General features: G+C 67.0%; 16 protein-coding genes and 3 pseudogenes. 13 read left to right on the top strand and 6 right to left on the bottom strand.

Going from position 1 to position 12069, the window contains the following annotated elements:
• Positions 1 to 95: 95 nt before the first annotated feature.
• Positions 96 to 245 (top strand): annotated as a pseudogene (locus tag AC0699_RS38275) (IS607 family transposase); the annotation flags it as partial.
• 179 nt (positions 246 to 424) lie between these two features.
• Here AC0699_RS38275 and AC0699_RS38280 read toward each other — a convergent pair.
• Positions 425 to 1033, bottom strand: a complete 609-nt coding sequence (locus AC0699_RS38280) for a DUF2867 domain-containing protein (protein ID WP_478670720.1) — start codon at positions 1031 to 1033, stop codon at positions 425 to 427.
• Entirely contained in the window at positions 1030 to 1659 is a 630-nt protein-coding gene (locus AC0699_RS38285) for a TetR/AcrR family transcriptional regulator (protein WP_478670782.1), read from the bottom strand. Before AC0699_RS38285 ends, AC0699_RS38280 begins: the two co-directional genes overlap by 4 nt.
• Positions 1660 to 1744: 85 nt before the next feature.
• Here AC0699_RS38285 and AC0699_RS38290 point away from each other — a divergent pair, with 85 nt between their 5' ends.
• Positions 1745 to 2257 carry a hypothetical protein gene (locus AC0699_RS38290; protein ID WP_478670724.1) on the top strand — a complete coding sequence of 171 codons (513 nt, stop codon included), beginning with the start codon at positions 1745 to 1747 and terminating at the stop codon, positions 2255 to 2257.
• 103 nt (positions 2258 to 2360) lie between these two features.
• On the opposite strand, the gene AC0699_RS38295 is transcribed toward AC0699_RS38290, so the two are convergent.
• Positions 2361 to 2747, bottom strand: a complete 387-nt coding sequence (locus tag AC0699_RS38295) for a hypothetical protein (RefSeq protein ID WP_478670728.1) — start codon at positions 2745 to 2747, stop codon at positions 2361 to 2363.
• Between the two features lie 670 nt (positions 2748 to 3417).
• Here AC0699_RS38295 and AC0699_RS38300 point away from each other — a divergent pair.
• Complete coding sequence (locus AC0699_RS38300; RefSeq protein WP_478670731.1) at positions 3418 to 3558, top strand: hypothetical protein; 141 nt, start codon at positions 3418 to 3420, stop codon at positions 3556 to 3558.
• Between the two features lie 16 nt (positions 3559 to 3574).
• Positions 3575 to 3715: pseudogene (locus AC0699_RS38305) on the top strand (ATP-binding protein); the annotation flags it as partial.
• Positions 3716 to 3807: 92 nt separating this feature from the next.
• On the opposite strand, the gene AC0699_RS38310 reads toward AC0699_RS38305, so the two are convergent.
• On the bottom strand, positions 3808 to 4302 hold the full coding sequence (locus tag AC0699_RS38310; protein WP_478670734.1) for a hypothetical protein: 495 nt from the start codon (positions 4300 to 4302) through the stop codon (positions 3808 to 3810).
• Positions 4303 to 4462: 160 nt separating this feature from the next.
• Here AC0699_RS38310 and AC0699_RS38315 point away from each other — a divergent pair, with 160 nt between their 5' ends.
• From AC0699_RS38315 to AC0699_RS38345, 7 genes are all read left to right on the top strand, one after another.
• Positions 4463 to 4792 (top strand): hypothetical protein, encoded by a 330-nt coding sequence (locus AC0699_RS38315; protein WP_478670740.1) that lies wholly within the window; start codon positions 4463 to 4465, stop codon positions 4790 to 4792.
• Positions 4793 to 5438: 646 nt separating this feature from the next.
• Positions 5439 to 5684 (top strand): YlcI/YnfO family protein, encoded by a 246-nt coding sequence (locus tag AC0699_RS38320; RefSeq protein WP_478670744.1) that lies wholly within the window; start codon positions 5439 to 5441, stop codon positions 5682 to 5684.
• A gap of 1 nt (position 5685) precedes the next feature.
• Positions 5686 to 6057, top strand: a complete 372-nt coding sequence (locus tag AC0699_RS38325; RefSeq protein WP_478670748.1) for a toxin Doc — start codon at positions 5686 to 5688, stop codon at positions 6055 to 6057.
• Positions 5999 to 6430: a ScoMcrA-related endonuclease gene (locus AC0699_RS38330; RefSeq protein ID WP_478670753.1), complete on the top strand. Its 432-nt coding sequence runs from the start codon at positions 5999 to 6001 to the stop codon at positions 6428 to 6430. Before AC0699_RS38325 ends, AC0699_RS38330 begins: the two co-directional genes overlap by 59 nt.
• An 86-nt stretch (positions 6431 to 6516) precedes the next feature.
• Positions 6517 to 7245 carry a tetratricopeptide repeat protein gene (locus tag AC0699_RS38335; RefSeq protein ID WP_478670758.1) on the top strand — a complete coding sequence of 243 codons (729 nt, stop codon included), beginning with the start codon at positions 6517 to 6519 and terminating at the stop codon, positions 7243 to 7245.
• 914 nt (positions 7246 to 8159) lie between these two features.
• Positions 8160 to 8342, top strand: coding sequence for a hypothetical protein (locus tag AC0699_RS38340; RefSeq protein WP_478670762.1), 183 nt, complete (start codon positions 8160 to 8162; stop codon positions 8340 to 8342).
• Positions 8343 to 8917: 575 nt separating this feature from the next.
• Complete coding sequence (locus tag AC0699_RS38345) at positions 8918 to 9349, top strand: HIT family protein (RefSeq protein WP_478670767.1); 432 nt, start codon at positions 8918 to 8920, stop codon at positions 9347 to 9349.
• A gap of 184 nt (positions 9350 to 9533) precedes the next feature.
• Here the strand turns inward: AC0699_RS38345 and AC0699_RS38350 are convergent.
• A pseudogene (locus AC0699_RS38350) lies at positions 9534 to 9692 on the bottom strand (MBL fold metallo-hydrolase); the annotation flags it as partial.
• A 408-nt stretch (positions 9693 to 10100) separates the two neighbouring features.
• On the opposite strand from AC0699_RS38350, the gene AC0699_RS38355 reads away from it, so the two are divergent.
• Together AC0699_RS38355 and AC0699_RS38360 are read left to right on the top strand one after the other, a co-directional pair.
• Positions 10101 to 10535: a cupin domain-containing protein gene (locus tag AC0699_RS38355; protein WP_478670771.1), complete on the top strand. Its 435-nt coding sequence runs from the start codon at positions 10101 to 10103 to the stop codon at positions 10533 to 10535.
• Between the two features lie 292 nt (positions 10536 to 10827).
• Positions 10828 to 11271 carry a hypothetical protein gene (locus AC0699_RS38360; RefSeq protein ID WP_478670775.1) on the top strand — a complete coding sequence of 148 codons (444 nt, stop codon included), beginning with the start codon at positions 10828 to 10830 and terminating at the stop codon, positions 11269 to 11271.
• Here AC0699_RS38360 and AC0699_RS38365 read toward each other — a convergent pair.
• The gene (locus AC0699_RS38365) at positions 11268 to 11711 is read right to left on the bottom strand and encodes a hypothetical protein (RefSeq protein WP_478670779.1); all 444 of its coding nucleotides are present in this window, start codon (positions 11709 to 11711) and stop codon (positions 11268 to 11270) included. The genes AC0699_RS38360 and AC0699_RS38365 overlap by 4 nt on opposite strands.
• Between the last annotated feature and the right edge of the window lie 358 nt (positions 11712 to 12069).

Genomic DNA, 12069 nt, shown 5'->3' on the forward strand with positions numbered 1-12069 from the left:
CCCAACAAGCTCCTGAAGGTCGTCGAGTAGTCAGCGACGCCCGACCGTGAACCGGCAGCCGCCGTGCCCTCCCCCACGGGGCACGGCGGCCGTCTCGGCTCGTCGTGCCGGATGACGGGGAACTGGAAGACGAACCCGTGCGCGACGTGATCGAGGTGCTGGCCTCCTTCTGCGCCCGCTTGTACGGGCGCAGACCGACCAAGAATCGGGCGCAGAAGGCCATTGAAGCGGCGATCCGTGGCTGAGCCGAAGAAGCGCACAATCGCTACGTCGTGTGTGGCTCTGGGCCCGTCCGGTGTTGCGGTACGCGCCCGCAGTCGCGCGCCACTTGCCGTTGGCCAGGCAGCACCGCCGCGCCCCAGGTGCGACTCGTGTTCGAAGCGGCGGGTCGTCCTGACGGACAACCCGCCTCGCGAGACGGTCTCTAAGCCTTGGCCGCGTCGTCCGCGCCGGCCCTCCACCCGCGTTCGATGCTTCGCATGAGCGCCGGAACCACGATCAGGGACCGGAACGGCTTGATGGCGGTCATGTAGGCGGCACCGAGCCGTCCGTTCGGCTTGACCAGGACCGCCATCTGGCCGCGATAGCCGCCGGAGCCGTCCGGAACCCAGCTCATGTGCATGACGGTGTGTACGGTCCGGTTGGCCATCTCGGACGCCCACTCGTCCTGGAGCAGATACAGCGAGGTGAAGGGCACGTCGTTGAAGTCCGGGCCCCGTGGTTCCGTACGCAGATCACTCGGCAGCCGGTCCCGGAGCGAGGGCACCCGGGAGTCCACACCGGCGTCCTTGCCGTCCAATCCCAACAGTGCTCCGATCTTCTGCCGGGCCGCCCAGAGGCAACGGACCACGAAGGGGGCGCCCTGAGGGAAGCTGTCCGACTCCGTGTCCGAGACCATGGTCGACACCAGCCGGGGGAACGCGTCGGGACCGCCCGGTGTCGGCAGCATCCAGACGTCCTCGACCTCGAAGTCGGGGGTGATCTCGTGGATCCGCCAGGGACGCGACGTGTGCGCGGTGTTGGGCAGTTTCATCCGTGGACCTCCGGGACAGGTGGCAGGTTAAGCAGGCCTCGGACGGCTCTTTCGGCGAGTTCGACGTCGTAGGGAGCGTGTCCGGCGAGCTGGATCCCGACCGCTTCGACGACGCCGAGATAGGCCGATGCCGTCTCGGCGGGCGGCGGCCCTGGCGGGATGGCCCCGCTGCTGCGCCCGGCGGCGATCAGGCCGGCGCAGTCGGCTTCGAGCCGGTCGACGATGTCCGTGATCGCCCGGCCGACCGGATGGTCCTGGCCTGCGAACTCGACTCTCAAGGTCATCATGACATTGGCCACGTCGCGGCGGCAGTAGACGGCATGCCCCCGCGCCAGCGCCAACAGCGCCTCGACAGGGTCGGATTCCGCGGCGACGAGGCGGCCCACCTCGGCCTCCCAGGTCTCCTCGACCCACTTCACCACCGCGAGCGCAAGTTCTTCCTTGTTGGCGAACAGGTGATACAGGGCACCGCGCGTATAACCCGCGTCGCCGGCCACGCGCTCCAGGACCAGATTGGCGTACCCGTACATGGACAGCCCCCGCGCCGCGGCCTCCAACAGAGCCGCCCTGGTCTGGGCCCGCCGGTCTGCCTGCGTCCGGCGAACCCCCTCCGGCTTCCCGGCCATCAGCACCCCATCACTTTACATACGTACATGCATGTAGGTTAGCATGATCGTGCCGCTGAGCAGTCCGACCGCAAAGGAAGGCCGTATGAACGTCGAACCAATGCGTGACTCGAGAGTGGGCACGGCTTCCGTCCCGGCCGTCCGCCAACAGCAGCCGGTCCCGGAGCAGATCCGCGCCCTCAGCACCATGACCGATCCCAGCTACGTCGATCTCTTCACCATGACCGGCGGGCTGCCGGGCAGATCACCGGAGCAGTGGGCCAGGGTCTTGTTCGAGGACGTGGCGGGCCGCGCGGGGCAGTTCATCTGGCGGGCACTGCTCGGCCTGCGACTCACGGCTTCACCTGACCGGGTAGCCGGATGGCCGATCGCCGACCGCGGCGACGACTGGATCAGGCTCGAGGCCCGATCCTGGTTCCTGACCGGGCACCTCGTCGTCCAGGCCGATGACGAACAGGTCTCGCTCGCCACGTTCATCCGCTACGACCGCCCGGTGGCCTCGCGCATCTGGCCACCACTGGCCAAGAAGCACCGCCAATTCGCCCCCGATCTGCTGCGCGACGCACACCGGGCACATCAGCCGAGCCCGAGCCAATAGTCCCGGTGCCGCTCGGGCCGACGAGCAACGGTCCTCACGACGGTCTGACGAAGCCGGCCAAGCTTGCCGAGTGCGCAGCAGTTCTATGCACGCTTACGCCCGGTCAGCTGCCTCGTTGCTCGTTCTCGGGCGCGGAGAGGGCGTCGAAGAAGCCCAGTCCCGATGCGGTGTCGCGTCGGGCACGGATGTTGTGGTCCGTGCTGGCGCGGGGGGCCTGGGCGATGAGTGCCAGTACTTCTTTGAGCGCGCGCTCCCCTACCCCTCGCTCGATATAGGTGTCAGGTTCTTCCACGAACGCGAGAGTTGCTGCGGCGAGGATGCCTGGCACGTCCCCGCGGCCGGATGGCAGGGTGTTCAGCAGCCGGTCCACGGTGGCGGTGAGGCCATGGGGTCGGCGTAGGCCGAAGATGTCCTGCGGGGTGCGGCCATTGAGTTCTTCTAGCCCCTCGCCGGTCAGGGCGGTGACGATGGCTTTTGCTTCATCGTCCAAAGGATCGGGTTCCCCGGGGAGCGGGGGCAAGAGGCTGGTGGTGCCCGGTGGCATGGCTGCGTGGGCAGACGAGGGCGCGCAGGCGGGCTGGCGGATAGTCTCCCGGCCCCGGTTTCGCCGTGCGCATCCGCGGGGCCGATGGCGTCGGTCAGCGTCCAGAGATACGCGGCTCCGCAGGCTCCGGTGGCGCAGATGTCTGCGAATGTCTCGCCGAGCCAGCGTTCCCAGTGAGCCAATCGCTGCGGGGCGAGGCCGGATCGTTCCGCGAGTCGGGACGCGAGCGCCGGCGCTAGGCCGAAGTCGTCCTCGATGTGATGGCCGGTCTCGTGGGCGACTGCCAGGAGCGCTGGGATGTGGCGGCCGCAGGACCATGGGATACCCATGAGGGGGAATGGCAGGTGCTGGGCCGCGCTGCGGCCGTCGAATGTCCGCTGCCTGCCGTGGGACAGAAGTGGCTCGAAGTCCGCGCCTCGGGCCGTGGCGAAGGGTACGGGACGACGCATTAAGAAGGTCAGCGGCGGCTCCTTGGGGTACCGTCCCGTCTTGGTTCCCGCCGCGCGGCGTACGGGGTCGTAGAAGGACCAAGCCAGCTCGTCCGAGATGTCGAGCAGGGACTTGTAGCGGCGCAGGTGACGTATCAGCAGTTTGCCGCGGAAGAAGTCCCACAGAGGTGGAGATCCGGCATGATACTCAGCTGGACCGGTGGGCCTTCATTCGGCACGTCGGAATCGACGACAGGGAAGCCGTGAGCGGTGGCCTCGTCATGGCCGAGGCTGCGGTCGACCAGCCTGTGGCGGGCGAGGAGGACTGAGCGATGAATGGGGCGCCAGGTCTTCGGTGACGAAGTCCTCGCCACCGCCATCCTTGACCGCCTCCTTCACCACTGCGACGTCATCTCCAGCAACGGCCCCAGCTACCGGCTGAAGAACCGCCTCATGGCCATCGAGCGAGAGAACGACGTCGCCTGATCCGGGCCGGCTATCCGCGAGGAACACGTTCCTTGCGGACTCGGAAGCTGTGCCATACCCCGTGATCGTTGAAACTTACTGTTCGCGCGGCTTCAATCGAGCGCTCGCAGGACGAGGCCCGTCTGCCGCGCAATGGCCTGCTGGCACGAGGGGTCCTGCTTCTCGTCTTCGACTGTGACTCGGCCAGTCAACTGGGATACCAGGATTGCCTCGTAGCAGCTGGATAGGCACTCCAGCGCTTCGTCGGCTGACAGGAAGCCACCAGGTGCTTCGAAGAGTCGAACCAGCGCCATCAGGAAGGGACCGACCGCCTGCCTGGTGGGGACATCCGGCAGAAGGTCGTAACGAGTCAGGAAGTCTCCTGCGAAGGCCGTGTCGTCCCACCAGCTCGCTGGAGATTGTGCGCGCAGGGTCAGTACGGACTTGACCAGCTCGCGGTGCGGTTCCGGGAAGAAGTCGTCAAACGGCGGCTCGAAGAGCGGAATCGTCGATGCCACGACGTCCAGCACGAGGTCGGCCCTCGTGCTGCTGTCCAACGCCTCCAGCTCCTGTTCGTACGGCGCAACGTTCTGGTCCCACAGTTCCAACCCAGTCCTCCAACGCTCTGCTACCCCTGAACCGTAGACGGGGACGTTCATCCGTACGCAAGTGGGGAGCCGAGGTTGTACGCCGACAACACACCCGAGGAGAATCGGCAGGACACGATCAGCCACCGTTCACTACCGTCACATGGGAAAGGATGTGGACATGGCACTGGTCAAAAAGGAATCGCGGCTCATCACCGTGGACGGCACCACCTACCGGTGGCGACTCCGCGGCCGGCCGACCTATGACCAGGGCCTGGTCTGGTCACCCCTTACCTACGCGGTCGAGCACGCCGAGACTTCCGGCACCACACTGGTGATCACCACCAACCAGCCGCACCCGAGCAACTGGTTCGGAACATACGGCAGCCCGGTCCTACCTGCCCAGGTGGCTAACAGCATCCGCACCGCTCTCGCCGCTGGCTGGACTCCCAAGAGCCCCGGCTCACCATTCCACCTCGACCAGTCTGCTGGCTTCGTCTCGTCCCGCTGACCCACCCCGCACGCAACGACTCACCGCCCCAGCAACCGGTGAGTCCTTCTGCTTTCCGCTCCCCACATTCCCCAGTTGGTTCGCTCAGTGAACCAACTGGGGCGAAGAGCCACAGTGAGGAAAATTCGGGCCCTGACCGCGATTCCGTGATGGCGCGTGTGCTGGCGTTCAGCGAGGGTGCTGGTTCTTGTGCAAGGCGGCGCTGGCGCGGAACCGGAGGCGCCCGCAACGGTCTCGGTCTTCATCTGTCGCGTCGTCGCTGCAGCAGCAGTGCTGGGCCAGCCAGCGCAGGTCCTGCGGATCGAGCCAGAGAGCGACGCGGCCTTGTGCGGCTTCAGCCTGCGGATCAGTGGGCTCTGGAGGGTTCATAGGCCCGACTGTATGAGCCCACCCCCGACCAGCTCATGACCGGGTGAGGATACTGATCCCGAGGAGTTGTCGTGCTCCTTGACGAAGACGCGGTCGTCCGGACCAGGCGTGCGAGGGCCGGTCTCCTGCATGTCGATTACCTGCTCGACCCGGACCACCCGGTACAAGCAACCGCCGTGCACGATCTGCAGCTCCCCCGGCTGGCGCCTGGCGAGGTGTTGCGGGTTGATTGCCTGCATCGATACCGGTGCTGTACGCGATGCTGTACGGTCGGCGTATGTCGAAGTCAGTGACGATCCGGGTTCCCGAGGAGCTCTACTCCCAGCTGCAGGAGCGGGCCGAGGCCGAGGGCACCACGGTGACCGCGCTCATCACCGAAGCCGCGCGCAACGCGGTCCGCGACCCCCGTCTGGAAGGTGCCGCAGAGGTCTTCCGCCAGTTCGTCGCGGAGAACGCCGACGCGTTCGATGCGGCCTTCCCCGACGACGCCCCGGACCGACTGGACACCGCGCGAGCGGCCTGACGTGGAGCTCCACATCGACATCCGCTGGCTGCTGGAGCGTCAGGCGGAGGTCCTGCCCAAGCAGCCCGAGGTCCACGACTTTTCCAACCTGGTCGCGGCCGTCGCCCGCCATCGCGTGAACACGCCTCAGGTCGGCGTCACCGTCGACAGCGCGTGGCGCGCGGCCGCCCTGATGCACGCCCTCATCCGGCTGCGCCCGCTCCCAGCGCGCAACGCTCTGTACGGTGCCGCAGTCGCCGTGGCGTACATGGAGGCTGCCGGCGAGGCTGTTGATCCGCCGTACGGCGCGATGATCGACCTCGCCCGAGACATCGATGCTGGCCGCACGGACGCGTACGACGTCGCCGACCGCATTCGCTCCTGGCGGATCTAGACGTTCGATCATCGCCGTTGCTGAGCATGAACGCGCCGCAGCCCGCCCTGCCTGCCGCCCGGCGTATGAAGGCGAGCGCCGCTGGAACCTGCTGCCCGCTCTCCACCACCAGCCCGATGACCGCGGCCCGTTTCGGGCGAGGTCGTGCTTGCGCTGGCGCGAGGCCTTCCTGGCGCAGTACCGCTTCAAGGAGGCTCGCGACTACGTCCTCATCCATGAAGGCCGGGAGTATGACTCCAAGGCGATAGCAGGAGTGGCTCACAAGTTCGTCCACGGACCCCCACTGGCTCCGGGCGAGCCTATCTGCGGTCGCGACATGGCATCGAGGAGCGTCCCTGGTCCGTGGTTGTGCGCTGGTATCCGTGGACGTTGATGTCAGCGACTGATGTCACGGGCAGCATCGCTCCGCCGCTACCCCAGCGGTCGCCCTCGCCCTGGATCACAGGAAGACTTGAGGGCATGGGCATGCGCTCGCTGCGGATCCCGAGGTGGGCTGGCTCGCTCGGCGCTTCGTTGCTTGTGTTGGCCATCGCGGCGGAAGCGGCTGTGGTGGGCGCAGAGCTGCCCTGGCTCGTGTGGACGCTCGCAGCCATAGCCGCGGTCGGAGGGATACTGTGGCTGCTCGGCGCTCCATTGCAACAGGAGCAGCAGGAGACTGCACGGTTGGCCGAGGCTGGCGACCCAGATGCCATGTCCAACCTCGCTGTCCTGCTGGCTGAGGAGGGCGATACCCAAGGGGCCCTCACCTGGCTGCATCGCGCCGCCGACGCCGGGAACTCTGAAGCCATGTTGAGCCTCGGTGTCCTGCTGGCTGAGGAGGGCGATACCAAAGGCGCCCGCACCTGGTACAGGCGCGCTGCCGACGCCGGCGACTCAGATGCGATGTTCAACCTCGCCCTCCTGTTGGCTGAGCAGGGCGATACCAAAGGAGCCCGCACCTGGTATAGGCGCGCCGCCAACACCGGTAACTCAGATGCGATGTTCAACCTCGCCCTCTTGCTGGCTGAGCAGGGCGATACCAAAGGGGCCCTCACCTGGTACAGGCGCGCCGCCGACGCCGGCGACTCAGATGCGATGTTCAACCTCGCCCTCCTGTTGGCTGAGCAGGGGGATTCCAAAGGAGCCCGCACCTGGTACAAGCGCGCCGCCGACGCCGGCAACTCCAACGGAGGCCAGAGCACTAATTGACGTCGGCTTTAAGACCGCGCGGGGATACCGCTCTGATCAGGTCATATGCGGCCGGATTACGGGGCAGCCCAAGCCTGCCTCACTACAACAGTGTCAGTAAGTGCGGTCCACCCGCAGCTCATCCATGCCCCCTACACAGAGACGAAGATCGCCGGAAGGTCCTCGTCTTCCTTCCGCGCCGACCCATCTAGCAGAGGAGCAGCTGCTTGGCAGCTCCAACTCGAACCACTCGCTCGAACCCGTGGTCACCCATACGTAATCCGCATAACCCGGTGAGCAGATTGCACCTGATCCGTAGGCGTGTGCGCCCCGCGGGCAGGGCCTCAGGGCGAGCCTAGCCGTGGTCGTGAACCGGCGTTCACCAGCGCCGTCGGTCCCTGGAGGGTGCGCCGATGTGCGTGGATGTTGATGTCAGGGGCTGGCGTCAGGGCGGCATGCGGCCGCATCTTGCTCGGTCGGTCGCCCAGTCGAGCAACGCCTCGCCAACGCTGGTACCAGCCACCTTGCGGCTAACCGCCATCCAGTGCACGTAACTATCCGGCTGATCGTCTACCGCCCAGAATTCTGGATCGGCGAAGGAATCGACCCTGCAGCGTCCCGATGGCCTGACCTTCGCGGAACGCCGGAAAGCACTCACCTCGCTGTAGGGCCCGGGTGATGCGGTCGCGGTGCGGCGGATATTGCCACCGGCGTCCTGCCGTGGAGGCGCCTGCGTAACAGCCTGCGGGAGCGTTGCAGGTCTGTATGGCCGAAGGCAACTTACGCGAGTGAACCGGGGAGTCGCTCCACCAGGGGGCAGCCCCTCCTGCTCGCGTCTGCGGCGTGGGCAGGAGGGGCCGCAGCCCTGACACAGGCCGCCTGGGCGGCCCGCCGTCTGATCAAGCGCCGAACGGGAATTCATTACTCTCTATTATTTGACTTACAGCACCATTGAAATTGCGTCGATGGTGGACCTTTACATAAAGCTCTTCCTTGTCGATCTCCGTACTGACTTCGGCCTCCCTGAGGAGGATATCTTCGAAGCGACGGCAGCCACTTGCCTCATTCGCTGGGTCTGGCCGGCGGTGAAGGTGTTGCGGCAGGCGTCGTCGGTGTAGTTCATGAAGTTGTGGATCGGGTCGCTGCCGGGGTTGGGGCAGGTGTCGCGGCCCACGGGACAGCCGCGGGCAGGGGATGCGGTGGCCGGGCAGGGTGCCGAGGTTCTTTACCGCCAGGCCGCCAACGCTGGCCTCACCCACCCGACGCGGCCCGGGACGCAGTTCCCGGCCGAAGTGCGGTGGCCTTACGGGCTGGACCCAGACGGCACCCCTACATCCCCCTGGCAGTAATCCCGCTCCGCACCAGCCACGACGCCTGCCCCCAGCCCACCACCCGTGCCCCACCAGCCCCGCCCAATGGAAGTGCCGATGGGCGTCGTTCGGGCCGTCCCGCCCCTGAATCTGGCTGGCTATCGGCCGGCCCCTCCCGTGTGGCGTCCGTCCGCAGGTCAGCCGCCTGTGGCTGGGGAATTTGAGTGAGCGGGTCTGTCCCACCCCCGAGCAGCGGGTGGTGGTTTTGTTTACAAGAACGGGCTCTGGCTCAACTTCTGTGAAACCCGCAGGCCGCACCTGAGGCCCGCCCTCGAGCCGGCCGGCCGCGAAGCGCCATCCCGCCTGTGGCAGGGTCGGAGGATATGGACTGCGTTTTCTGCCGACTCATTCGTGAAGACACTGCGCGCTGGATAGTCCGCGGAACTGTGACTTGTGCCTTCACCCCGCTGAACCCGCTCGCGCCAGGACACACCCTGGTGGTTCCGAGGCGTCACTACGTGGACGTGTTCGACACCCCGCCCGAGATCCTGACCGCAACGATGACGCTGGTCCAGCACGTGGCAGCGGCCATGCGGACCGCCTTGGACGCCTCAGGCGTCAACATCCTGAGCGCCAGTGGACCGGGATCGGAACAGTCGGTGCCCCACTTGCACTTCCATGTCGTTCCGCGGTGGGTGGACGACGGGATCTCGACCTGGCCGACCGGACAGTCCAACCACCGCTCCACCGGGGACCCGGGCACACGACTGGCCGACGCTCTCAGCTCTGGCCAGCATCACAACCACAGAACTTGAGCCAGAACCACGGGCGGCGGATGTGCACGAGTTCGGGAGTCATATGAGGGGATCGCAGTAATCGAACTACTCGTTGTTGAGAAGTGCTGACAGTACCGACAGGGCGGGGTCCGGCGGCCCGCCGAACCCCGGCTTTGAGCGGCGTGGAGTCTTGCCTTGTCGCTGGCGTTTCAGGCACTGCAGCTCAGTCTCGCTGGCCCCAGTCCAGGCGGTCAGCCAGATCGGCGGTGGTGAAGGCGGCTGCCAGCTCGTCGCGGCCTTCGGTGAAGTGGGCCCAGCTGTCGTAGTGGACAGGGACCACGCGGCGGGCGTCGAGGAGTCGGGCGGCATCAGCAGCCTGGGCGCAAGCGCTGCTGCTGCGGCCCTCCGCGGAGGACGGTCCGGCCCTGCCTACGGCGTCCCCGGGTCGAGTCTGGCTATGCGACGGCCAGGGACCCCGGATGGCAGAGCGGTCACCGATGCCGCCCCCGTCCCGCTGCATTGACCGCACGCAAGGAGTGAGACGGCGTTGGTGAACGTCCGCCGTCGCTGCCAGGTGCCCGCCGATGACACCGTGCGATGCGCTCTCGATGGCGCCGGCTCCCGGATGGTGGCGGTCGCCGACAGGCGGCAGGGTGGTCTTCGGGACCGGCTGAGCGAGGCACCGAAACCGACGAACTCGGTCACCGCCGAACGAAAGTCAGTACACCGGTCCAGAAAGCGGTGACCGACAAGATCGTCATCCCAGGCACGCTTACAGAGGGATATGGACATGCCAGACAACCCGGTGCACGGGACCGCAAACCAAGGCTCGTTGCCGCCTGAAGTCACGTTGCTGCAGGAAGTCACTCCGCCCTTCTTTCCCGAAGGTGGTTCGGGCATGACCATCCTCGTCGAGTGGCCTCCCGGTCACCCCGGGCTCCCTCCGCACCGCCACTCGGGCCCGTCGTTCGGCTACGTGATGGAGGGCGCGCTCCGGTTCGAGCTCGAGGGTGAGCCGGAGCGCGTGGTCGAGGCCGGTGGGACGTTCTGGGAGCCGGGTGGTGACGTGATCCACTACCAGGACGGCAACGCCCTGTCGGACGCACCGACCAAGTTCGTCGTGACCATGGTGTGCGCGCCGGGTCAGCCGATGCTCACGTTGGTCGACGAGGAGGAGCTAAGGGAGCGAGCGCACCTGCGCGCCCCGCGTCCCTCCAAAGGCTGACCGACGGGTTCGATACTGCCCGTCGGCTCTCCTGCCGCGTCGATGGGTCAGCGTCGGCGGACCAGCCTCTCGTCGCGATTCCGCGCGAGCCGGGCGATGGGCGCGCCTCTCCCTCCCTGTCCGAACTTCACGTTCTGCGGTTACAGGCCTCGCTCCTTGGTCGCGGCGCCGGGAAAGCGCCGGCCCGCACGGGCGGCATTCGGATGCCTTCCACCACGCTGAGCGGGACCCGCATCGCGGCCTTGGGGGATGGGGCGGCGAGGTGGCTTGGGCCACCGGCCAGGCTCGGGACGTGGTCACGGCCTGGGCATCCTCCAGCAAGCGCCGGACTCGCCTCTCGGCCGGTCCGCTGCGCTTGCTGTGGCTGGCCGCCCTGGTATTCGGCCTCCTGTACACGCACGGCGTGAGCGCCGAGACCGCCGCGAGCCATATGGCCGCCAGTGCCGCCGGGCCCGCGGCGCAGTTCGTGCCCGGCCATCACCTGCCGCCAAAGTCCGACCAGCACACCGCTCCCGGCCACGGCCGCGCCGACGGTGACCATGATTCCCACCCGGCCGGTGAGTGCATGGCCGGGCACCCGCAGCAGGGACACGACCTGTCGGCTCCCCCTCCTGCCCCGCTCGCGCTGCAGTCGCCGTGCCTGCTCACCGTGGGCGGGAAGCCCGGGCTGTCCGGGGACCGGTCGGCGCTTCCCTCACCCCGAAGTACAGCGAACTCGGTCATCCACCGGATCTAGATACTGGCGTTCCCGTGACCGAGCGAAACGGCCGGCAACGGCCAACCCCCAAGCCAGTCCGGGGCCGCGCATGACCTTCGCTGCCACTGCACGTCCTTCCTCGCCGAGCAATACGTGGTCTGTTCGGCGAGCAGCCGGCGTCCCTCCGGCCCCATCCAGAGGACGATGGGATCCACAGCCGGTTCGGGGGCCCAGGACAGCAGCCGGTCGACCGGCTGATCGATCGATTCCCAGAGCGGTGTGGGCGGTAACTCCCCGGCAAGGGCCACCGCTTGGGCCGCGCCGATCAGCTCCGCCAGACTTCCGGGAAAGCCGGAGGCCATCAGTGCGACAGCGGCAAGCCAAGGCCCGGGTTCGGTGCCCAGTCGTTCCGTGAACCGGTCGGGGGCGTGCGTGATGCCCCTGATGTCGAAAGCGGTCCGCGCCGGTTGGCGCTCCACCAGCGTTCGATCAGTTCAGGGGATGCACGGTCGTGCACAGGTGATTCCTTACTGGCCACATCATGGACTTGACTGAACCCGTCATGGACTCAGTGCGGCACGGCATGATTTTCGGCCCTTACCTTACGTCTGCGGGATCTTGGCCCAGTTGCCCATGACCGTGTCGGCGAAGGCTCTGGCCATCGGCGACAGCGCGTGCCAGCGGCTACCGCTCAGCCGGTCCGCAGAGTGGGCCATTCCGGGATGGGGATGAGGCCTAAAGGCAATACCGGTGACTTTGTTGGGGGTGGGTCGTTGGGTGTGGTGTGCCAAGGCCTGGACAGGTGAAGTCGTCGGGTGAGCGGTTGTCGGACCGGAT

It is taken from the genome of Streptomyces sp. NPDC043870 (assembly GCF_056435785.1).

What these genes read in the sequence shown, in the direction of transcription:
- AC0699_RS38280 (WP_478670720.1), bottom strand. Translation starts at nt 1,033, where the DNA reads ATGAAACTGCCCAACACCGCGCACACGTCGCGTCCCTGGCGGATCCAC.
- AC0699_RS38285 (WP_478670782.1), bottom strand. Translation starts at nt 1,659, where the DNA reads ATGGCCGGGAAGCCGGAGGGGGTTCGCCGGACGCAGGCAGACCGGCGG.
- AC0699_RS38290 (WP_478670724.1), top strand. Translation starts at nt 1,745, where the DNA reads ATGAACGTCGAACCAATGCGTGACTCGAGAGTGGGCACGGCTTCCGTC.
- AC0699_RS38315 (WP_478670740.1), top strand. Translation starts at nt 4,463, where the DNA reads ATGGCACTGGTCAAAAAGGAATCGCGGCTCATCACCGTGGACGGCACC.
- AC0699_RS38320 (WP_478670744.1), top strand. Translation starts at nt 5,439, where the DNA reads ATGTCGAAGTCAGTGACGATCCGGGTTCCCGAGGAGCTCTACTCCCAG.
- AC0699_RS38330 (WP_478670753.1), top strand. Translation starts at nt 5,999, where the DNA reads ATGCTGGCCGCACGGACGCGTACGACGTCGCCGACCGCATTCGCTCCT.
- AC0699_RS38335 (WP_478670758.1), top strand. Translation starts at nt 6,517, where the DNA reads ATGGGCATGCGCTCGCTGCGGATCCCGAGGTGGGCTGGCTCGCTCGGC.
- AC0699_RS38345 (WP_478670767.1), top strand. Translation starts at nt 8,918, where the DNA reads ATGGACTGCGTTTTCTGCCGACTCATTCGTGAAGACACTGCGCGCTGG.
- AC0699_RS38355 (WP_478670771.1), top strand. Translation starts at nt 10,101, where the DNA reads ATGCCAGACAACCCGGTGCACGGGACCGCAAACCAAGGCTCGTTGCCG.